This window comes from Streptomyces sp. NPDC046909 (genome assembly GCF_040644695.1).
GTDB lineage: Bacteria > Actinomycetota > Actinomycetes > Streptomycetales > Streptomycetaceae > Streptomyces.
The window spans coordinates 151548-170235 of sequence record NZ_JBEYXC010000021.1; the positions used below are offsets into that span (position 1 = coordinate 151548).

General features: G+C 70.5%; 19 protein-coding genes. 9 read left to right on the top strand and 10 right to left on the bottom strand.

Annotated elements, in window-relative coordinates; translation table 11 throughout:
• The first annotated feature begins 45 nt into the window (after positions 1-45).
• The 4 genes from ABZ928_RS45790 (at position 46) to ABZ928_RS45805 (ending at position 4953) form a co-directional block, all read left to right on the top strand.
• Positions 46-1563: an Hsp70 family protein gene (locus ABZ928_RS45790; RefSeq protein ID WP_361533390.1), complete on the top strand. Its 1518-nt coding sequence runs from the start codon at positions 46-48 to the stop codon at positions 1561-1563.
• 36 nt (positions 1564-1599) lie between these two features.
• Positions 1600-3612 (top strand): dynamin family protein, encoded by a 2013-nt coding sequence (locus ABZ928_RS45795; protein ID WP_361533393.1) that lies wholly within the window; start codon positions 1600-1602, stop codon positions 3610-3612.
• Positions 3613-3968: 356 nt separating this feature from the next.
• Positions 3969-4661, top strand: a complete 693-nt coding sequence (locus ABZ928_RS45800; RefSeq protein ID WP_361533396.1) for a Crp/Fnr family transcriptional regulator — start codon at positions 3969-3971, stop codon at positions 4659-4661.
• A gap of 85 nt (positions 4662-4746) precedes the next feature.
• On the top strand, positions 4747-4953 hold the full coding sequence (locus ABZ928_RS45805; RefSeq protein ID WP_361533399.1) for a hypothetical protein: 207 nt from the start codon (positions 4747-4749) through the stop codon (positions 4951-4953).
• A gap of 36 nt (positions 4954-4989) precedes the next feature.
• Here ABZ928_RS45805 and ABZ928_RS45810 read toward each other — a convergent pair whose 3' ends face one another.
• Genes ABZ928_RS45810 through ABZ928_RS45820 form a run of 3 tightly spaced genes read right to left on the bottom strand, consistent with a single transcriptional unit; the run spans position 4990 to position 7277 of the window.
• Positions 4990-5577, bottom strand: a complete 588-nt coding sequence (locus ABZ928_RS45810) for a TetR family transcriptional regulator (RefSeq protein WP_361533402.1) — start codon at positions 5575-5577, stop codon at positions 4990-4992.
• Positions 5578-5602: 25 nt separating this feature from the next.
• Complete coding sequence (locus ABZ928_RS45815; protein ID WP_361533405.1) at positions 5603-6616, bottom strand: aldo/keto reductase; 1014 nt, start codon at positions 6614-6616, stop codon at positions 5603-5605.
• A 49-nt stretch (positions 6617-6665) separates the two neighbouring features.
• Positions 6666-7277: a LysE family translocator gene (locus ABZ928_RS45820; protein ID WP_361533408.1), complete on the bottom strand. Its 612-nt coding sequence runs from the start codon at positions 7275-7277 to the stop codon at positions 6666-6668.
• Between the two features lie 137 nt (positions 7278-7414).
• Here ABZ928_RS45820 and ABZ928_RS45825 point away from each other — a divergent pair, with 137 nt between their 5' ends.
• Entirely contained in the window at positions 7415-8188 is a 774-nt protein-coding gene (locus ABZ928_RS45825) for an SDR family NAD(P)-dependent oxidoreductase (protein WP_361533411.1), read from the top strand.
• Positions 8189-8260: 72 nt separating this feature from the next.
• On the opposite strand, the gene ABZ928_RS45830 is transcribed toward ABZ928_RS45825, so the two are convergent.
• Positions 8261-9643, bottom strand: coding sequence for a glycine--tRNA ligase (locus ABZ928_RS45830; RefSeq protein WP_361533414.1), 1383 nt, complete (start codon positions 9641-9643; stop codon positions 8261-8263).
• 153 nt (positions 9644-9796) lie between these two features.
• On the opposite strand from ABZ928_RS45830, the gene ABZ928_RS45835 reads away from it, so the two are divergent.
• The 4 genes from ABZ928_RS45835 to ABZ928_RS45850 all read left to right on the top strand — a co-directional run bounded on the left by ABZ928_RS45835 (position 9797) and on the right by ABZ928_RS45850 (position 12915).
• A complete protein-coding gene (locus ABZ928_RS45835) occupies positions 9797-10750 on the top strand; it encodes a zinc ABC transporter substrate-binding protein (protein ID WP_361533417.1) in 954 nt (317 codons plus the stop codon).
• Positions 10747-11535, top strand: coding sequence for a metal ABC transporter ATP-binding protein (locus ABZ928_RS45840; RefSeq protein WP_361533420.1), 789 nt, complete (start codon positions 10747-10749; stop codon positions 11533-11535). Before ABZ928_RS45835 ends, ABZ928_RS45840 begins: the two co-directional genes overlap by 4 nt.
• Complete coding sequence (locus ABZ928_RS45845; protein ID WP_361533423.1) at positions 11535-12437, top strand: metal ABC transporter permease; 903 nt, start codon at positions 11535-11537, stop codon at positions 12435-12437. The genes ABZ928_RS45840 and ABZ928_RS45845 overlap by 1 nt, the downstream gene beginning before the upstream one ends.
• A gap of 61 nt (positions 12438-12498) precedes the next feature.
• A complete protein-coding gene (locus tag ABZ928_RS45850; RefSeq protein WP_361533426.1) occupies positions 12499-12915 on the top strand; it encodes a transcriptional repressor in 417 nt (138 codons plus the stop codon).
• 22 nt (positions 12916-12937) lie between these two features.
• Here the strand turns inward: ABZ928_RS45850 and ABZ928_RS45855 are convergent, their stop codons facing one another.
• From ABZ928_RS45855 to ABZ928_RS45880, 6 genes are all read right to left on the bottom strand, one after another.
• Positions 12938-13762, bottom strand: coding sequence for a glycosyltransferase (locus ABZ928_RS45855; RefSeq protein WP_361533429.1), 825 nt, complete (start codon positions 13760-13762; stop codon positions 12938-12940).
• A gap of 102 nt (positions 13763-13864) precedes the next feature.
• Entirely contained in the window at positions 13865-15250 is a 1386-nt protein-coding gene (locus tag ABZ928_RS45860; protein WP_361533432.1) for a histidine-type phosphatase, read from the bottom strand.
• A gap of 145 nt (positions 15251-15395) precedes the next feature.
• Entirely contained in the window at positions 15396-16235 is an 840-nt protein-coding gene (locus ABZ928_RS45865) for an isoprenyl transferase (RefSeq protein WP_361533435.1), read from the bottom strand.
• A 92-nt stretch (positions 16236-16327) separates the two neighbouring features.
• Positions 16328-17074, bottom strand: a complete 747-nt coding sequence (gene recO, locus ABZ928_RS45870) for a DNA repair protein RecO (protein ID WP_361533438.1) — start codon at positions 17072-17074, stop codon at positions 16328-16330.
• 27 nt (positions 17075-17101) lie between these two features.
• On the bottom strand, positions 17102-17827 hold the full coding sequence (locus ABZ928_RS45875) for a DUF1266 domain-containing protein (RefSeq protein ID WP_361533441.1): 726 nt from the start codon (positions 17825-17827) through the stop codon (positions 17102-17104).
• A 25-nt stretch (positions 17828-17852) separates the two neighbouring features.
• Positions 17853-18068 carry a hypothetical protein gene (locus ABZ928_RS45880; protein WP_361533444.1) on the bottom strand — a complete coding sequence of 72 codons (216 nt, stop codon included), beginning with the start codon at positions 18066-18068 and terminating at the stop codon, positions 17853-17855.
• Positions 18069-18688: the final 620 nt, after the last annotated feature.

Genomic DNA, 18688 nt, shown 5'->3' on the forward strand with positions numbered 1-18688 from the left:
AGAGCGCGGCACCCCGGGGGGACCGGGGAGGGGGAGGCAGCGATCATGCCCGTCTTGGCAGTGGCGTACGGCATCGACCTGGGCACGTCCAACTCGTCGATCATGGTAAGCAGGGGCGACGGCACCCTCGTGCCGGTCACGGACCCGGTGTCGGGGCAGGTGGCCGTCCCGACGAGCGTCTGTGTGGGCCCGGAGGGCAAACTCCTGGTGGGGGCCGCCGCCGAGAACGGCAAGCGGCTGCGGCCGACGGAGTACCGCAGCGAGTTCAAGCGGGACATCGGCGAGGACGCCCCCTCGCCGCTCGGCGGCCGCAGCTACACGCCGCTCGAACTGGCCGCGGAGGTACTGCGGTTCCTGCGCGAACAGGCCGAGCGGACCGTGTACGGCAAGCCCGGCCGGGTCGTGATGACCGTCCCGGTGACCTGGGCGCAGACCCGGCGCAACGAACTCATGGCCGCGGCCGCGCAGGCGGGGTTCAACGTGCGGAAGATCGTCCTGGAGACCGAGCCCGAGGCCGCGATCCGGGCCGCCTTCGAGGGCGCGATCGAGGGACCCGGGACGGTCCTCGTGCACGATCTCGGCGGCGGCACCTTCGACTGCGCGGTGGCCCGGCGGGCCGCGGACGACTCCTTCACGATCCTGGGCAGCCGGGGCCTCGACAACATCGGCGGTACGGACTTCACGCGCGGTGTCCTCGCCCTGCTGCGGGCGAAGTTCCCGGACCGGACCGCCCAACTCCTGGACGGGCCCGCCCATATGGCCGACACCCTGCGCCGCCGCATCCAGCTCTTCGACACCTGCGAGACGATCAAGATCCGGCTGTCCGTCCGCCGCACCTACGAGGACCTGGTCCCCGAACTCGTCCCGCCCGTCGAACTGACCCTCCCCCGCGCCGAGTTCGAGGATCTCGTACGGCCGCTCGTGCAGCGGACGGTGGACAGCTGCGAGGCCATGCTGCGGGACGCGGGGCTGTCGTGGGCGGACGTGGACCGGGTGATCCCGGTCGGCGGGGCGAGCCGGATGCCGCTGGTCGGGGCTCTGCTGGCCAAGCGGTCCGGGAGCGTCGTGCAGCGGCTGGACGAGCCCGAACTGGCCGTGGTCCGGGGCGCGGTGCTGTCCGCGCGCGGCCGGCTGGAGCAGGAGGAGGCCAAGCGGCGGGCCAAGGCCGAGGCGAAGGCCAAGGCCGAACGGGAACGGCAGGCCAAGAAGGCGGCCGACGCGGAACGCCGACGGCGTGAGCAGGCCGCGCGGGAGCAGCGCGAGAAGAAGGCCGCCGAACTCGCCCGCGAGACGGTGAAGAAGGCGAAGAAGGAGGAGGAGAAGGCGAGTACGACGACCCACTCGGTGTCGTCCCCCTCCACCTCCTCCTCTTCGACCACCTCCTCCTCGTCGTCCTCGTCCACGCCGCCCGGGGAACTGGTCGGGGGCGGCTGCCTGGGAGCGCTCGCGGGTGCCGTGCTGTCCGGCTTCGCGGGTGCCGTTTTCGGCGGCCCCAGCGAAGGCCTCATCGCCTTCTTCGTCATCGCCGGAGCGGTCATCGGCGCCTTCAACGCCTCCCGCTGACCCGGCGACGGCCACGAGACGGAAGACGGAGTACTCATGTCATCATCCGATTCCAAGACCGAACTCGACCTCCTGCGCCGGGACATCCTCGGCTTCTTCCCGACCGTCCTCGCGCTGCTCGACGCCGAGGAGGCACGGACCCGGCACCGGGTGCTCGGCGAGAGCCGGGAGCGGCTCGCCTCGGAGCAGTTCTTCGTGGTGGTGTGCGGGGAGTTCAGGCGCGGCAAGTCCAGTCTGCTCAACGCGCTGGTACGGCGGCGCCGGCTGTTCCCGGTGGACGTCGACGTCACCACCGCCGTCGTGTCCACCCTGCGCTGGGGCCCCGCCGAGCGAGCGGTGGTCTGGCCGCTGAGCGACCCCGAGCGGCCCGGCGAACGCCCCGAACCCTTCGAAGTACCACTGTCCGAGGTGCACCAGTACGTCACCGAGCAGGGCAATCCGCGCAACGTCAGGGAGGTCGAACGCATCGAGATGGAGGCGCCGTTCGCCCCGCTGAAGTCCGGGCTCGTACTGGTGGACACCCCGGGTGTGGGCAGCATCAACCCGGCGCACACGGCCGCGACCCGGGCCTTTCTGCCGCGCGCCGACGCGGTGTTGTTCGTCGGCTCGGCCGTACAGCCGCTCACCACCGTGGAGTTGGACTTCGTCCGGCACGCCCTGGAGACCTGTCCGGTGATCGTCACGGCGGTCACCATGGTCGACAAGGTCGTGGACGCGACACCGGTGGTCGCCCAGGCACGGGCCCGGATCGCCCAGGTCTCCGAGCTCCCGCCGGACGACCTGGTGGTGGTCGGGGTGTCGGCGTTCCGGCGCTGGGAGGCCGTGGAGGACGAGGACCCCACGCTGGAGGCCGACTCCGGGTTCCCCGAGCTGGAGGCGGCGCTGTGGGGCGGGCTCGCCGACACCTGCGGCCGGGCCGCGCTGTACATCGCCCTGGACCAGCTGGACGAGGCGCTCGACGAGATCGCGGCGCCGCTCACCAACGAGGCCGCCGCGCTCCAGAGCGGGGAGGCGCTGGCCGCCGTGGAGAAGGAGATCCAGCGCACCCAGGACACGCTCACGGCGCTGCGGTCCGGGGGCAGCCGGTGGCGGCGCGATCTCCAGGACGACCTCGAACAGGCGGCCCGCCCCATCCGCAAACGCCTCGGCGCCGCCGTCGACTCCGCCCGGGACGCGTTCCAGCGCGGCTGTGAGCGGGAGCAGGCCGCGAAGGATCCCGAACCGCTGGTCCGCAAGGCCACGCTGGCCCTGCTGGAGGCGGCCGAGGACGCCCACAAGGCGCTGGAGACGGCAGTCACCGAGGTCGCCGAGCGCTACAGCAGGATCACCTCGGTCCCGCTCACCACCCAGGTCGCCGCCCCGTCCACAACCCTCCCCGACACCTCGCTGAGCGACCTCGACGCCGACCAGGACGGCATGAGCGGCGTACGGTCCTGGCGGCGCGCCCGGTCCGTGTGGAACAGCTCGGAGACGGGCGGCGGCATGGGCATGCTGGCCGGTGCCGTCGTCGGCAGCGTCGTGCCGGTGGTCGGCACCTACCTCGGGGCCTTCATCGGCGGGGTCATCGGCCATATCGCCGGCTGGTTCGGCGGCAGCAAGCAGGCTCAGGCCGAGGAGGAGGACCGCCGGGACCGGCAACGCGTGGCCCGCCTGAAGGAACGCGTCATCCGCATGCTGGAGTCCGGCCGCCGTCAGGTGGAGCAGGACTTCAACGGCCAGCTCCGCGACTGCAACCGCACCCTCGTCAACCTCCTGGAAGACCAACTCTCGGCCCAGACCGACGCCCTCTCCGAAACTGTCCGCCGCCTCCAGGAAACCCGCCGCAGCACCGCCAAGGAACGCACCGACCGCCTCCCAGTCGTCCGCCGCAAACTCACCGAACTCCAAACACTCCGCCTCCACTCACGCGACCTACGCCTCCGGGTGGAGACGCTGGGTGGGGCTGGGGGGACGGGGGGACGGTCTGGGTCGACCGGAGGGGCCGGGGTACCGACCGCACCCACCGGATCGACCGGGCCAGCGGCTCCGGAAGACCCGGAGAGCGGATGAGCGGGGCGTGGGCGGGAGCGGAGCAGCCGGGACCGAGGAGGCCGGAACCGAAGCCGCCGAGAACGAGGAGGCCGGAACGGAAGCCAACGGAGCCGCAGCAGCCGGAGCCGCAGCGGTCGGAACCGAGGCCACCGGAACCGAGGAGGTCAGGACCGAAGCCACCCGAGCCCAAGCAGCCGCAATCGCAGCGGCCGGAACCGAAGCCGCCGGAATCGCAGCGGGCCGGACCGCCGCCACTGGAGCCCAAGCAGCCGGGACCGGAGCCGCCGGAGTCGCCCGAGTCGCGGCGGGCCCGATCGGAGCCGCCGGAGCTGATGCGGGCGGGGCCGGTTCCGGCGGGGCCTGTGGTCGACGCGGTGTCGCAGCAGGGCGCCTGGGCTGCCGGGAGTCTGCTGGACACGCTCGATGCGGTGGACCGGGATGCGCTGCTGCGGCTCGGGACGCGGCGGCGTTTCGGGAACGACGAGGCGTTGATGCTGGCGGGGTCCGTCGGGGACGCGGTGTTCGTGCTGATCGACGGGGTCGTGGTGGTGACGGGTGAGACCAGGCGGGGTGAGACACCGTTGCTGGCGATCCGGCCGGCCGGTGAACTCGTCGGCGAGATGGCGGTGCTGGACGGAAACCTGCGCACCGCCACGGTGAGCGCGGCGGGGCGGGTGGTCGCGCTGCGTATCGCCCCCGGTTCGTTCATCGGCTTTCTGCACACGCATCCGGCGGCCCAGTTGCAGGTGCTGCGCAGCGTGGTCCGCAAGCTGCGGTCGGCCACCGAGCGGCGGATCGACACCAGCGGCTGCGACGCGCGGCAGCGGCTGGCCCGGGTGCTGTTCGAGTTGACCGCGGAGTACGGCCGCCCTCGCCGGGACGGCACGGTCGTCCTCGAACTCTCCCTCAGCCAGCGTTCGTTGGGCAGTCTGGCCGGAGCGGCGACGTCCACGGCGGAACGCCTGCTGAAGGAGCTGCGGACCGAGGGCGTCCTGGCCACGGGATACAAGCGCCTGCTGATCCGGTCCCCGGACCGACTACGGGAGTTGTGCGACTATCCGGACTGAGGTTCCAACCCCGTCCACGAACTTGCCGTGAAGATACTGCTGTTGATGTTGGTCTTGCTGCACACTTCTCGCCGGAGGCGAGACCATGGTGCAGATCAGCACGAGCAAGGTGAGCCGCTGGGACCAGCACGGGCGCGAGCACGTCGTCCAAGTGCAGCGCAAAGGCGCGCAACGCACGATCAGATGCGACACCTGCGGCTGGCGCAAGGGCGCGCAGTTCCTGCCGTGGCTGAAGGCCGAGGAACATCTGGCGGAGGCCCATCAGGCGACGGTGGACCCGCGAGAGACCTGACGGAGCACCGCGAGAGACCTGACGGAGCACGCCGGTTCAGGCCCGCAGCCCCCGCACCACCAGGTCCAGCATCGCCTCGAAGTCGGTCATCGCTTCCGGGCGGGCCCACTCGTGGGCGTAGCCGGGGTCGTGGAAGTGGGCCGTGGCCTGGAAGACGGCGCGGGCCGTGCCGGGGGCCTCGGGGGTGAAGGTGCCCGCGTCGGCGCCGGCGCGCAGGATGCGGGTCAACTGGTCGGTGAGATCGGTGAGATGCCCGCTGACCGCTTCGCCCGCCTCGGCGGCCAGGACCGAGTACGTGGCGAAGAGTTCCGGGTCGTGGCCCGCCTTGCGCCGCTTGGCCTCGAAGAGGGTGGCGAGCCAGTCGCGCAGCCGGGCCTCCGGGTCACGGTCCGCCGCCGCGACGACCTGGGCGAGCTCCTCCGTCGTACGGTCCAGCCACCGCTTGGTGACCGCCTCCCGCAGCGCCGCCTTCGTACGGAAGTGGCGGTAGACGCTGCCGTGGCTGACGCCGAGCGCGCGGGCCACGTCGACCACGGTGGCCTTGGCCGGGCCGTGGCGGCGCAGCACCTCCTCGGTGGCGACGAGGATGCGCTCGGCGGTCAGGGTCTCGCTGGTCGGGGCCATGTCTAGACGGTACCCGGCGCCGCGATCAGCGTTCGCTGTCGAGCATGGCCATCTGGGCGGGCGCGTACCGCTCACCGGCCGCCGCGTCCGCCGGTACGGCCGCCTCGATGGCGGCGAGGTCGGCCGCGTCCAGGGTCACGTCCAGGGCGCCGAGGGCCTCGTCGAGCCGCCCGCGGGTCTTGGCGCCGATCAGCGGCACTATGTCCTCGCCGCGCGAGAGCACCCAGGCGATGGCGACCTGGGCGACGGAGGCGTCCTTCTGCTCGGCGATCTTCCGCAGGGAGTCGACGAGGGTGAGGTTGTGCTGGAGGTTGTCGCCCTGGAAGCGGGGTGAGTGGGCGCGGAAGTCGTCCGCCGCGTACCGCTGACCGGCCGCGACATGGCCGGAGATCAGCCCGCGCGAGAGCACGCCGTACGCGGTGACGGCAATGCCCAGTTCGCGCAGGGTCGGCAGGATCTCCCGCTCGGGGCCTCGGGAGATGAGCGCGTACTCGATCTGGAGGTCGGCGATCGGGGCGGTCGCGGCGGCCCGGCGGATGGTGTCCGCGCCGACCTCGCTGAGCCCGATGTGGCGGACGTACCCCTTCTCGACCAGTTCGGCTATCGCGCCGATGGTCTCCTCGATCGGCACGTCCGGGTCGAGCCGGGCGGGGCGGTAGATGTCGAGGTGGTCGACGCCGAGGCGCTGGAGGGAGTACGCGGCGAAGTTCTTCACGGCGGCGGGCCGGCCGTCGAAGCCGGACCACTCGCCGTCGGGGCCGCGCAGGGCGCCGAACTTCACGCTGGTCAGCGCGTTCTCCCGGAGGGCGGCCGGGGCGGTGCGCAGGGCCTCGGCGATCAGCAGTTCGTTGTGGCCCATGCCGTAGAAGTCGCCGGTGTCGAGCAGGGTCACGCCGGCTTCCAGGGCGGCGTGGACGGTGGCGAGGGACTCGGCGCGGTCCGTCTCGCCGTACGCCCCGGACATGCCCATGCAGCCGAGGCCGAGCGGGAAGACGCGGGGGCCGGTGGTTCCGAGGGTGCGGGGGGTCTGTGTCGTCATGCCCTCCACCATCGCATGACAGCTGACAGATTTCAATATCTGTCAGCTGTTATCTGTCAGTCACGGCGAGCTTGGCCCCGAGCATCACGAACGACCCGGCGAACCCCCGCCGCAGCCACGCCATCACCCTCGGCCGCGAGATCACCTGCCTGCGGACCGACGCCGCGAGCACCCCGTACGCACTGAAGACCACGAACGTCACGGCCATGAAGACGCCGCTCAGCATCAGCATCCGCAGCGCCGCGTCCGGTTCGCCCGAGCTCACGAACTGCGGCAGGAACGCGAAGAAGAAGAACGTCAGTTTCGGATTGAGGATGTTGATCAGCACACCTCGGACGATCACCCGGCCCGGCGACCGCTCCCCGGGTTCACCGTCCACGCCGAGCGCGTCGCGATCCCGCACGGTCGCCCACGCCATCCACAGCAGATACGCGACCCCGGCGTACTTCAGCACCTGGAACGCCGTCGCGCTCGCGTGCAGCAGCGCGGCGGCCCCCGTGATCGCCGCCACCACGTGCGGCACGATCCCGAGCGCGCAGCCGAACGCCGCGACGACACTCGCCCGCCGCCCGCGCGACAGCCCCGCCGCGAGGGTGTAGACGACACCGGTACCGGGAGTGGCGACCACGACGAGGGTGGTCAGCAGGAACGCGAGACTCATACCGCCACCCTGGCGGGCCCGGCGGCCTGTCCACAGAGCCAATCGCGCGGCCCCATGGAGGGCCAATCAGGGGCGCGAACTGGCCCTGTCCGTAAGGGATTTACCCGGAATCCTTCGCTCCGGGATTTACTGATCGCATGACTGACGGGAATGGAATACTCCGCGGCAAGGTCGTGATGATCACGGGCGCGTCCAGCGGAATCGGTGAGGCCGCGGCCAGACTGTTCGCGGCGGAGGGGGCGGCCGTCGTCCTCATGGCCCGGCGCGAGAAGGCCCTGGACACCCTCGCCGAGGAGATCACCGGGGCGGGCGGCCGGGCGGCGGTCAGCGCCGGGGACGTCGCGGACGCCGAGGACGTCCGGCGTGCGGTGACCACCGCGCGGGAGCGGTTCGGGGCGCTGGACGGGGCGTTCAACAACGCCGGGTACGCCGGTGACGTACTCGCCCCGCTGCACGAGCTGGACGAGGCGCAGTTCGACCGTGTCATGGACGTCAATGTGCGCGGCACCTGGAACTGTCTGCGCGCCCAGATCCCGGTGATGCTCGAAGCGGGCCGGGGCGCGGTCGTCAACACCGCCAGTACGGCCGCGATGGGCGCCACCGGCGCTCCCGTGCCCTATGTCGCCGCCAAGCACGCGGTGCTGGGGCTGACCCGGTCGGCCGCGGCCGAGTACGCCGGGCACGGCATCCGGATCAACACCCTTCTGGTGGGCACGACCCGGACCGAGATGATCGCCGCAGCCGTCGAGAGCCGGCCGGAGCTCGGGGAGCACTTCGTCGCCCGGCAGATGATGAAGCGCATGGCCGAACCGGCCGAGATCGCCGAGGCGGCTCTGTGGCTGCTCAGCGACCGCGCCTCCTTCGCCACCGGCGCGGCACTGGCCGTGGACGGCGGCCACACCTCCAACTGACGCCCGCCGCATGCCCTGTCACGCCGAAGTCCCCGCACCCTGCGGAGGGTGCGGGGACTTCGTACAGCGGTGTCAGCAGCCGATCAGACGGCTCGCCAGGTAGCCCTCGATCTGGTCCAGGGACACGCGCTCCTGCTTCATCGAGTCGCGCTCGCGGACGGTCACCGCGTTGTCGTCCAGGGTGTCGAAGTCGACGGTCACGCAGAACGGCGTACCGATCTCGTCCTGGCGGCGGTAGCGGCGGCCGATGGCGCCGGCGTCGTCGAACTCGATGTTCCAGTTCTGGCGCAGCGACTGGGCGAGGCCCTTGGCCTTCGGGGACAGCTCGGGGTTGCGGGAGAGCGGGAGCACCGCGACCTTCACCGGGGCGATGCGGTGGTCCAGGCGCAGCACCGTGCGCTTCTCCATCTTGCCCTTGGCGTTGGGCGCCTCGTCCTCGACGTACGCGTCGAGGAGGAAGGCCAGCATGGTGCGGCCGACACCGGCGGCGGGCTCGATGACGTACGGGGTGTAGCGCTCCTGGGCCTCCTGGTCGTAGTAGACGAGGTCCTGGCCGGAGGCCTTGGAGTGCGCGGTGAGGTCGTAGTCGGTGCGGTTGGCGACGCCCTCCAGCTCGCCCCACTCGCTGCCGCCGAACCGGAAGCGGTACTCGATGTCCGCGGTGCGCTTGGAGTAGTGGGAGAGCTTCTCCTGCGGGTGCTCGTACCACCGCATGTTCTCTTCGCGCAGACCCAGGCCGGTGTACCAGTTCCACCGCTCCTGCATCCAGTACTCCTGCCACTTCTCGTCCTCGCCCGGCTTGACGAAGAACTCCATCTCCATCTGCTCGAACTCGCGGGTGCGGAAGATGAAGTTGCCGGGCGTGATCTCGTTGCGGAAGGACTTGCCCATCTGCGCGATGCCGAACGGCGGCTTCTTGCGCGAGGCGGTCTGCACGAGTGCGAAGTTGGTGAAGATGCCCTGCGCGGTCTCGGGGCGCAGGTAGGCGACCGAGCCGGAGTCCTGGGTCGGGCCGAGGTGCGTGGAGAGCAGGCCGGAGAACTGCTTGGGCTCGGTGAACTGGCCCTTGGTGCCGCAGTTGGGGCAGTTGATGTCCGCGAGGCCGTTCTCGGGGAGGCGGCCCTTCTTCTCCTCGTACTGCTCTTCCAGGTGGTCCGCGCGGTAGCGCTTGTGGCAGGAGGTGCACTCGGTCAGCGGGTCCGAGAAGGTGGCGACGTGGCCGGAGGCCACCCAGACCTCGGGGGCCAGGATCACGGACGAGTCGAGACCGACGACGTCCTCGCGCGAGGTCACCATGTAGCGCCACCACTGGCGCTTGAGGTTCTCCTTGAGCTCGACACCCAGCGGTCCGTAGTCCCAGGCGGCGCGCTGACCGCCGTAGATCTCGCTACAGGGGAAAACGAAGCCACGGCGCTTGCTCAGGCTGACGATGGTGTCGATCTTGTCGGCGGCCACGGTGCTCTCTTCATTACGAATGGACGGCAGCGAATGCCTCAGGTTACCGGCGGGCCCTGCCCCTCAATCAAATCGGTTCGGAGTACGGGCCGCCACGGGCCTCCCACCACGGTTTGTTGACAACGGTTTCCATATTTGTTGAAAATGAGTGTCATGAACGTACGACGCCTGATACCCGCGCTGGCCGCGGCCTCCGCCCTCGCCACCCTCTCCGCGTGCTCCGGGGAGAGCGCGGCCGCCGGCAACACGGACAAGTTCGACGTCGTCGCGTCCTTCTACCCGATGCAGTACCTCGCCGAGCAGATCGGCGGGGACCATGTCAACGTCACCACCCTCACCGAGCCCGGTCAGGAGCCGCACGACCTGGAGCTCAGCACCCGGCAGACCGCCGAGCTGGGCGAGGCGGACGCGGTGCTCTACCTCAAGTCGCTCCAGCCCGCCGTCGACGAGGCCGTCGCCCAGTCCGGGGTCGGCACGAAGATCGACGCGGCGACGCTGACGAAGCTGGAGGACCACGGGTCCGTCGAGCACGACCACGACGGCGAGGGAGCCTCCTCCGGCGAAGCCTCCGAAGAGGAGGAGCACGCCCTCGACCCCCACATCTGGCTCGACCCGGTCAAGTACCGCGAGGTCGCCGAGGGCGTCGCCAAGGCCTTCGAGAAGGCCGACCCGGACAACGCGGCCGACTACAGGAAGAACGCCGCCGCGCTGACGAAGCGGCTCGACGCCCTCAACACCGCCTACGCGGACGGCCTGAAGACCACCGACACCAAGGTCTTCTTCACCAACCACGCCGCCTTCGGCTACCTCGCCGAGCGCTACGGCCTCAACCAGGAGGCCATCGCGGGCCTCGACCCGGAGAGCGAGCCCAGCCCGGCCCGGATCAAGGAACTCCAGACCGAGGCCAAGGCCGACGGTGTGACCACCGTGTTCTACGAGACACTGGTGTCCGACAAGACCGCGAAGACCCTCGCCTCGGACGCGGGACTCAAGACGGACGTCCTCGACCCCCTCGAGGGCATCACCGACAAGTCCAAGGGCGACGACTACTTCCAGGTCATGGAGTCCAACCTCACGGCGCTCAAGACAGCACTGGGCGCCAAATGACCGATCCGGAGGCCCTCGTGAGCGAGCCCGTCATATCGATGCGCGGGGTCCGCGCCGACCTGGGCTCGCGGCCCGTCCTCCGCGGCATCGACCTCACCGTGCACCGCGGTGAGGTCGTCGCGCTGCTCGGCGCCAACGGCTCCGGCAAGTCCACGGCCGTGCGCAGCGTCATCGGCCAGGTGCCGGTGGCGGCCGGTGAGATCGAGCTGTTCGGCACCCCGCGCCGCCGGTTCCGCGACTGGCATCGCGTGGGATACGTCCCGCAGCGCACCACCGCCGCGGGCGGCGTGCCCGCCACCGTCAACGAGGTCGTCTCCTCGGGCCGCCTCTCCCGCGCCCGCTTCGGCATGCTGCGCAAGGCCGACCACGCGGCCGTACGCCACGCCCTGGAGCTGGTCGGCATGGCGGACCGCGCCAAGGACTCCGTGAACGCCCTCTCCGGCGGCCAGCACCAGCGCGTCCTCATCGCCCGCGCCCTCGCCTCCGCCCCCGAACTACTGATCATGGACGAGCCCATGGCGGGCGTCGACCTCGCCAGCCAGGAGGTGCTCGCGCAGACCCTCAGGGAGCAGGTCGCGCACGGTACGACCGTGCTGCTGGTCCTGCATGAACTGGGCCCCCTGGAGCCGCTGATCAACCGCGCGGTCGTCCTGCGCGACGGCTGCGTCCTGCACGACGGTCCGCCCCCGAAGGCCGTCGGCCAGCACGCGCTGCCCGGCCACGACCACGTACACCCGCACGCGGCTCACGACGCCGAACCGATCCGGACGGGACTGCTGAGCTGATGGAATTCCTGAACTACGCCTTCATGCAGCGGGCTCTGCTCGCCGCCGTCCTCGTCGGCGTCACCGCCCCCGCGATCGGCATCTACCTCGTCCAGCGCCGCCAGGCCCTCATGGGCGACGGCATCGGCCACGTCGCCATGACCGGCGTCGGCCTCGGCTTCCTGCTCTCCTGGTCCCCGGTGTGGATGGCGACCATCGTCTCCGTCCTCGGCGCGGTCCTCATGGAACTCATCCGCTGGTACGGCAAGACCCGCGGCGACATCGCCCTCGCCATGCTCTTCTACGGCGGTATGGCCGGCGGCGTGATGTTCATCAACCTCGCGCCCACGGGCTCCAACGCGAACCTGACCTCGTATCTCTTCGGCTCGCTCTCGACGGTCTCGCAGGACGACGTCACCGCGATCTGTGTGCTCGCCGCCTTCGTGGTGCTGGTCACGGTCGGTCTGCGCCGCCAGCTCTTCGCGGTCAGCCAGGACGAGGAGTTCGCGCGGGTGACGGGGCTGCCGGTGCGGGCGCTGAACCTGCTGACGGCGGTCACGGCGGCCGTGACGGTCACGGTGGCCATGCGGGTCGTGGGCCTGCTGCTGGTGTCGGCCCTCATGGTCGTCCCCGTGGCGGCGGCGCAGCAGCTCACCCGGAGCTTCGCGGCGACCTTCGCGATCGCCGTGGCCATCGGCGTCGCCGTGACGATCGGCGGCACCGTGACCTCGTACTACCAGGACGTCCCGCCCGGCGCGACGATCGTGCTGCTCACCATCGGCGCGTTCATCGCCCTGACCGTGGTGGCGACCCCACTGGCCCGGCGCCGGGCCCGGCAGGCCGCCTCCGGGCAGCCTGGAGGAGACCCTGCGGAGTGCTCGATTCCGGCCGGCCGGGAGGCATCGGGGAAGGTCGGCGTCTGACTCCGCACAGGCCGGGCTGGCACAATGGCCCGGCAGCCGCAGATGTCAGTAGGAGGCAACGGTGACGACCGCTGGACCGCCCGTGAAGGGCCGCTCGACCCGGCAGCGGGCCGCCGTGGCGGCGGCGCTCGACGAGGTCGACGAGTTCCGCAGCGCGCAGGAACTCCACGACATGCTCAAGCACAAGGGCGACTCGGTCGGCCTGACCACGGTCTACCGCACGCTCCAGAACCTCGCCGACGCCGGCGAGGTCGACGTCCTGCGCACCTCCGACGGCGAGTCCGTCTACCGCCGCTGCTCCACCGGCGAACACCACCACCACCTGGTGTGCCGGGTGTGCGGCAAGGCGGTCGAGGTGGAGGGGCCCGCGGTGGAGAAGTGGGCCGAGGCGATCGCCGCGGAGCACGGGTACGTCAATGTGGCGCACACCGTGGAGATCTTCGGCACGTGCGCGGAGTGCGCCTCCGCGAGCGGCTGACGCGGCGGCACCTCAGAACCGTTCAGACCCGTACCCCCGACGCGCTCGGCATCGGCCTGCGGACCGTGCTGAACAGCCGGTGCAGCATCGCCGAGCGGCCCTGGTCCGCCGTGTTCGAGGCGATCGCGGCGACGCCCCCGCGCAGCCACTCCTCCCACTCCGGGCGGTCGGCCGGGTCCAGGCGGCCGTGGGTCTCCGCGAGGTTCAGGACCATGGTGCCTATCTCGGTCGCCATCGAACCCCCGTGGGCGCGGTAGCGGCTGCCGATGACGCCGAGGTGGCGGACGTCGACCTCCGCGCCGGCCAGCGCGACGGAGATGTTGATAAAGGTCTCGACCCCGAAGTCCCGCGGCAGCGGCATGGACCTCAACCGCCGGGTGCGCAGGGCACGGTAGCCCGTGAGGGCGTTCGCGCCGTGGAAGCCGACCTCGGGGAAGAAGCGGGCGGTCAGCGGCTCGTAGATGGTGAACGTGGACGCCAGGACGGTGCCCGGGTGGTCGTACTCGTAGTCGCCGACCACATGGTCCACATGGTCCGCCGTACCGCGGGCCGCGGCCTCGCGGAGCAGCGCGGCGACATTGTGCTCCGACGTGACGAGATCGGCGTCCAGGAAGCAGACCCACTCGGTGTCCGCCTCCGACACCGCCAGCTGCATCGCCGCGCCCTTGCCGAGCGGCCCGCGGAGCACCTCCGCACCGGCCTCGCGCGCCCGTGCGGCCGTACCGTCGGTCGAGCCGCTGTCCACGACGAGCACACGGTCGCCGCGCCGCGCGGCCGCCAGGGCCTGCGCGACGATCGTGGCCACCGTGGCCTCTTCGTTGTGCGCGGGAATCACGAACGTGAACAAGCGGGAACCCCCGTTGAGATCATGCGGTTCACGATCTCGCCCTTGAGATCATTCGGTCGTCCGTGATCTTAAGTCGCATGTGCGTACAGCCTATTCCCGCCTTTACTCACGCTTGAAGCAGCGCTCCAGTTCGTCCAGGTCATAGAACTTGCTGCCCTTGGCGATGGGCCGGCAGGCAGCCTTGAAGGCGGTCTCCTTCTCGTTGTAGAGCATGCGGACCAGGTACCGGCCGTCCTTCTCGTACACGTCCCACTGGATGTTCGCGCCGAGCGGCGACACGGACGCGCCGCGCCAGGGGTTGTCGGCGTAGGTGTAGGGGCTGTCCTCGGTCACGCCCTCCGTGCTCCCCGGCAGCCCCATCAGCGCGGCCAGCGGGATGATCTCCTCGGCGTGGGTGAAACGGAGTTCGGCGCCGAGGGTGCTGGTGCCTGCGCGCTTGGCCTCGGCCTGCTCGAAGAAGTCGTCGAGGAGGACGTTGGCCATGTCGTAGGTGATGTCGCTGTCCGCGAAGCCCGGGCCCTTCTCGTAGAAGTCCTCGGCGTCGCTGAGATATCCGAACCAGGCGGCGTCGGAGCGCGAGATGTACCGCTCCATGCCCCAGCCCTCGCCCTTGCCTTTGGCCTTGCCCTTGCCCTTGCCGTCGGGGCTCTCGTCGCTCATGGCGGGGGCGATGGCGTACAGGTTGTATACGGCGGTGGCGGCGGCGATCCGGTCGCTCTCGCTCAGCCCGTCGACGAAGTCGGCCGTGAAGAGCCGCCGCAGCACGCTCCGGGCGGCCGTGTGGGTGCGCGGCTGGTCGGTGATCGACTCAAGGGTGCGCGCGAGGCGCTGGTCGTTCGCGAGGTAGTCGCGGTACGCCGCCCCGCCCGCCGCCTTGTGGAAGTACAGCAGGTCCTTGTCGGTGCGCGTCTCGCCGATCAACGGCTTGAGCGCGGGGTTCGTGTCGGCGAGGGCGCTCGCGTACACGTTGGCGCTGTCGATGGCCCGGCCCTGGCCGGAGCTGACGACGTCGATCTTCTCGCCGTCGGCGGCGATCTTCGAGAAGAGGGAGGGGAGCCGCTCGGCGGCGCGGACCGCCGTGTCGTGGAGCTCCTCCTTGCCGAGTCCGCTCAGATTGCCGTAGCCGACCTTCGCCATCGCGGCCTCCAGAGCCCGCACCTTCGGCCCGAACTCCTCACCCTTGCCGGTGAGTTGACCCGCCGACTCGGCCTTGTCCCACAAGGCGAGGATCAGGTCGCCGTCCTCGCTGTCGGTGGCGGAGCGGGAGCCGTGCCGGGAGACGTTCTCGGTGAAGACGGGGGTGAAACCGGCGGGGGCGTGCGAGTAGCGGTGTCCCTCGGGCTCGTACGTGGCCTTTGTGCCGTAGCTGTCTCGGTGGGCCAGGTGGGGGTCGGGGTCGAGGCCGGAGCCGGAGTCGGCTTGGGCGGGGAGCGCTGTGAGGATGAGGGCGCCGAGGGCGAGGGCGGCGGCGGGCGTCAGGCGGTTCATGGGTGGCCGTTTCAGCGAGGCGAGCGGGAGATCAGGGGCGGATCCGGTGGGACCCGGTGGGATCCGGTGGGATCCGGTGGGATCCGGTGGGTGATCTCCCGCAGCGTCAACGGCCCGGGTGAACGAACAGCGGCTACGAGGTGGCCTACTGGTCGCCAGTCCTTCCCTCCATGGCCAAAAGTTCCTCGTTCGGGATCGCCCCGCCGAAGCGGCGGTCCCGGGAGGCGAACTCGACGCAGGCCCGCCACAGGTCACGGCGGTCGAAGTCCGGCCACAGCACGTCCTGGAAGACCATCTCGGCGTAGGCGCTCTGCCAGATCAGGTAGTTGGAGGTGCGCTGCTCGCCGCTGGGCCGCAGGAAGAGGTCCACGTCCGGCATGTCCGGGTAGTACATGTACTTGGTGAGGGTCTTCTCCGTCACCTTCGACGGGTCGAGACGCCCCGCCGCGACATCCTCCGCGAGCGCCTTCGCCGCGTCCGCGATCTCCGCGCGGCCGCCGTAGTTCATGCAGAAGTACAGGGTGAGCTTGTCGTTGTCCTTGGTCTGCTCCTGGGCGACCTGGAGCTCCTTGGCGACCGACTTCCACAGCTTGGGCATGCGGCCCACCCAGCGGACCCGGATGCCGAGTTCGTCGAGGGTGTCGCGGGTCTTGCGGATGAAGTCACGGTTGAAGTTCATGAGGAAGCGCACCTCGTCGGGCGAACGCTTCCAGTTCTCGGTGGAGAAGGCGTAGAGGGAGATGGCGCCGACGCCCATCTCGACCCCGCCCTGGAGCACATCGAGCACCCGCTCGGCACCGACCTTGTGACCCTCGGTGCGCGGCAGCCCCCGCTCCTTGGCCCAACGCCCGTTCCCGTCCATGACGATCGCCACGTGCTTGGGGACGAGCTCGCCGGGCAGCTTCGGCGCGCGGGCACCGGACGGGTGCGGCTCCGGCGCCTTGTACTCACGGCGCTGGCGACCCAGGATCCCGCGAACGACCATGTGCTTCTCGTCTCCCTTGCTTCCTTGCTTCCAGCTTTTCCGGCTTGTTGTTCCTGCTTGCTGTTCCGGCTTGCTTTTCCTGCTCGCTGTTCCTACTTCTCGACGTACCGCAGCGAACGCAGTCCGCGTTCCAGATGCCAGTGCAGGTAGGCGGAGACCAGTCCGCTCCCCTCCCGGACATGCCGGGGCTCACTCGCGTCCGCCGTCTCCCAGTCTCCCGTAAGCAGCGCGCCGAGGAGTTCGAGGGTCTGCGGCGAGGGTACGACGCTCCCCGGCACCCGGCAGTCCACGCACACGGAGCCGCCGGAACCGACCGAGAAGAACCGGTTCGGCCCGGGCATTCCGCACTTCGCGCAGTCGCTGAAGCTGGGGGCGTAGCCGTTGACGGCGAGGGAGCGCAGCAGGAAGGCGTCGAGGACGAGATGGGGGGCGTGCTCACCACGGGAGAGGGTCCTGAGCGCCCCGACCAGCAGCAGATACTGCTGTACGGCGGGCTCGCCCTCGTGGTCGGTGAACCGCTCGGCGGTTTCGAGCATGGCGGTCCCCGCGGTGTACCGCGCGTAGTCGCTGACGATGCCACCGCCGTACGGCGCGATGGTCTCGCTCTGGGTGCAGAGGGGCAGCCCCCGCCCGATCAGCTCGCTTCCCCGCGCGAAGAACTGCACGTCCACATGGGAGAAGGGTTCGAGCCGCGCCCCGAACTTCGACTTGGTCCGCCGGACACCGCGCGCCACGGCCCGTACCCGTCCGTGACCGCGCGTGAGCATGGTGATGATCCGGTCCGCTTCCCCGAGTTTCTGGGTCCGCAGGACGATGCCGTCATCCCGGAACAGGCTCATGCCCTCATTCTCCCGTACGCGCGGGGCTCACCGTGCCCGGTCCGGCCGGCTGATGGTGTCCCAGGGGGCGAGGTTCCAGGGGCTGGCCCGGTTGGCGGGGTCGAGGAGGGCGCGGAGGTGGGCGTCGGCGGTGGATTGGGGGGCGGGGGTGGACTGGGCAGGGGTGGATTGGGCGGGGGTGGATTGGGCGGGGGTGGATTGGGCGGGGGTGGATTGGGCGGGGGTGGATTGGGCGGGGATGTCGGGAGTACCTACCAGTCGCTCCCGCCAGACCTTCCGGCCCAGCAGGTAGTGGTCGGCGTACTCCTGCCACGAGGCGTACGCCGACACCACCGCCGGCACGATGTTCTTCAGGGCGGTCCACGCCTCGCCCTCGGTGATCAGCCCGGAGGCGAAACCGCGCCGGGAGATGTCGACGTACAGCGCGGCGTCCCAGGCGAGCGGGGACACCCCGAGCAGCTGCTGGGCCCGTGCCCGGTACCCGGAACGGGCCAGGTCGTCGAGCCGGTCGGCCAGCTCGTCACGCGAGGTGATCTCCCACTGCTCGGCCAGCCAGCTCCGGGCGCGGTCGTCGTCGAGCCGCGTGAACGGGTAGAGGGTGGTGCGGGAGGCGTCCCGGCCCCGGCTGACGGGGGCGCTCAGGGAGACCATCCAGAGCTGGTGGGTGGTGAGGGGGACGGGGTAGCGCTTCGAGACCTTCTGCCCCGACGCCGCCTTCTTCTTCGTCCATCTCCGTATGCTCCACAGGCCCATGCGCCCGCACCCTACGACACCGGCGTCAAGGCACCTCACCCCGGCTGCGGGCGTTCGCATACGCCGTCGCGGCGCTGAGCCGCTCGGCGGGGGTGGCCCGGCGGACCGTGTCCGGCGCCACGTCCCACTCCTTTCCGCCGCCGTACGGTCTCAGTTGTACGTACGGTCCTTCATGCCCCATGACGATGCCCACCTTTCCACTACGGGTGTCCACGACGTGGCTGCCGACGGGGGGTTTCATTTCGGCTCCTCTTTCGTCACCGTCACCTGAATCCCCCGCCTATTCGACTTTCACGCTTCAGGCATGCGGTGCGTGTCTTTCCTCCTACACTCGGCAGGAGTCTGTGCACTGCAAGTGCGGGGCGAGGTACGGGCGTTGAAGCCGAACCATGGCCAACGATTCAACCCCTTGGCCGTGGACTCCCCATTCGGCGCTTATATCGGGCGGGTGGATTGAGGGGCGGCGGATTGAGGGGCGGCGGATTGAGGGGACGCCGCAACCGACGGCGTTTTCAAGCGCGGCACGCCTGGCATTCGGACCTCGGGGTGAGCGCCTGCCGGAGACGTTGCCGTGCGGCCGCCCGCTTCTTTGTCAGCGTCGTGATTAGCGAGCGGGCGGCCCTGGGGGATGGATGGCCCGCCGGGTGGGTTCGCGGTGCGGTGGGTGGGGCGCCCCCGTACCTCGGCGGCACGCCGGGTGAGCCTGGCGTCTGACCGTCGGTGGACGGCCGGGCGGGCGCGGGCGCGCCTCGGCGGGACACCGGGAGGGCTCAGCGGCTACCGGTTGGTGGAGCGGGGGTGGAGGCGGGGTTGCTGGCTGAGTAATTGGCAGATCTGTCCGGGCTTGGGGCTCGGCCACCT

What these genes read in the sequence shown, in the direction of transcription:
- ABZ928_RS45795 (WP_361533393.1), top strand. Translation starts at nt 1,600, where the DNA reads ATGTCATCATCCGATTCCAAGACCGAACTCGACCTCCTGCGCCGGGAC.
- ABZ928_RS45825 (WP_361533411.1), top strand. Translation starts at nt 7,415, where the DNA reads ATGACTGACGGGAATGGAATACTCCGCGGCAAGGTCGTGATGATCACG.
- ABZ928_RS45840 (WP_361533420.1), top strand. Translation starts at nt 10,747, where the DNA reads ATGACCGATCCGGAGGCCCTCGTGAGCGAGCCCGTCATATCGATGCGC.
- ABZ928_RS45880 (WP_361533444.1), bottom strand. Translation starts at nt 18,068, where the DNA reads ATGAAACCCCCCGTCGGCAGCCACGTCGTGGACACCCGTAGTGGAAAG.
- ABZ928_RS45835 (WP_361533417.1), top strand. Translation starts at nt 9,797, where the DNA reads ATGAACGTACGACGCCTGATACCCGCGCTGGCCGCGGCCTCCGCCCTC.
- ABZ928_RS45790 (WP_361533390.1), top strand. Translation starts at nt 46, where the DNA reads ATGCCCGTCTTGGCAGTGGCGTACGGCATCGACCTGGGCACGTCCAAC.
- ABZ928_RS45865 (WP_361533435.1), bottom strand. Translation starts at nt 16,235, where the DNA reads ATGGTCGTTCGCGGGATCCTGGGTCGCCAGCGCCGTGAGTACAAGGCG.
- ABZ928_RS45815 (WP_361533405.1), bottom strand. Translation starts at nt 6,616, where the DNA reads ATGACGACACAGACCCCCCGCACCCTCGGAACCACCGGCCCCCGCGTC.
- ABZ928_RS45810 (WP_361533402.1), bottom strand. Translation starts at nt 5,577, where the DNA reads ATGGCCCCGACCAGCGAGACCCTGACCGCCGAGCGCATCCTCGTCGCC.
- recO (WP_361533438.1), bottom strand. Translation starts at nt 17,074, where the DNA reads ATGAGCCTGTTCCGGGATGACGGCATCGTCCTGCGGACCCAGAAACTC.
- ABZ928_RS45820 (WP_361533408.1), bottom strand. Translation starts at nt 7,277, where the DNA reads ATGAGTCTCGCGTTCCTGCTGACCACCCTCGTCGTGGTCGCCACTCCC.
- ABZ928_RS45805 (WP_361533399.1), top strand. Translation starts at nt 4,747, where the DNA reads ATGGTGCAGATCAGCACGAGCAAGGTGAGCCGCTGGGACCAGCACGGG.
- ABZ928_RS45860 (WP_361533432.1), bottom strand. Translation starts at nt 15,250, where the DNA reads ATGAACCGCCTGACGCCCGCCGCCGCCCTCGCCCTCGGCGCCCTCATC.
- ABZ928_RS45875 (WP_361533441.1), bottom strand. Translation starts at nt 17,827, where the DNA reads ATGGGCCTGTGGAGCATACGGAGATGGACGAAGAAGAAGGCGGCGTCG.
- ABZ928_RS45845 (WP_361533423.1), top strand. Translation starts at nt 11,535, where the DNA reads ATGGAATTCCTGAACTACGCCTTCATGCAGCGGGCTCTGCTCGCCGCC.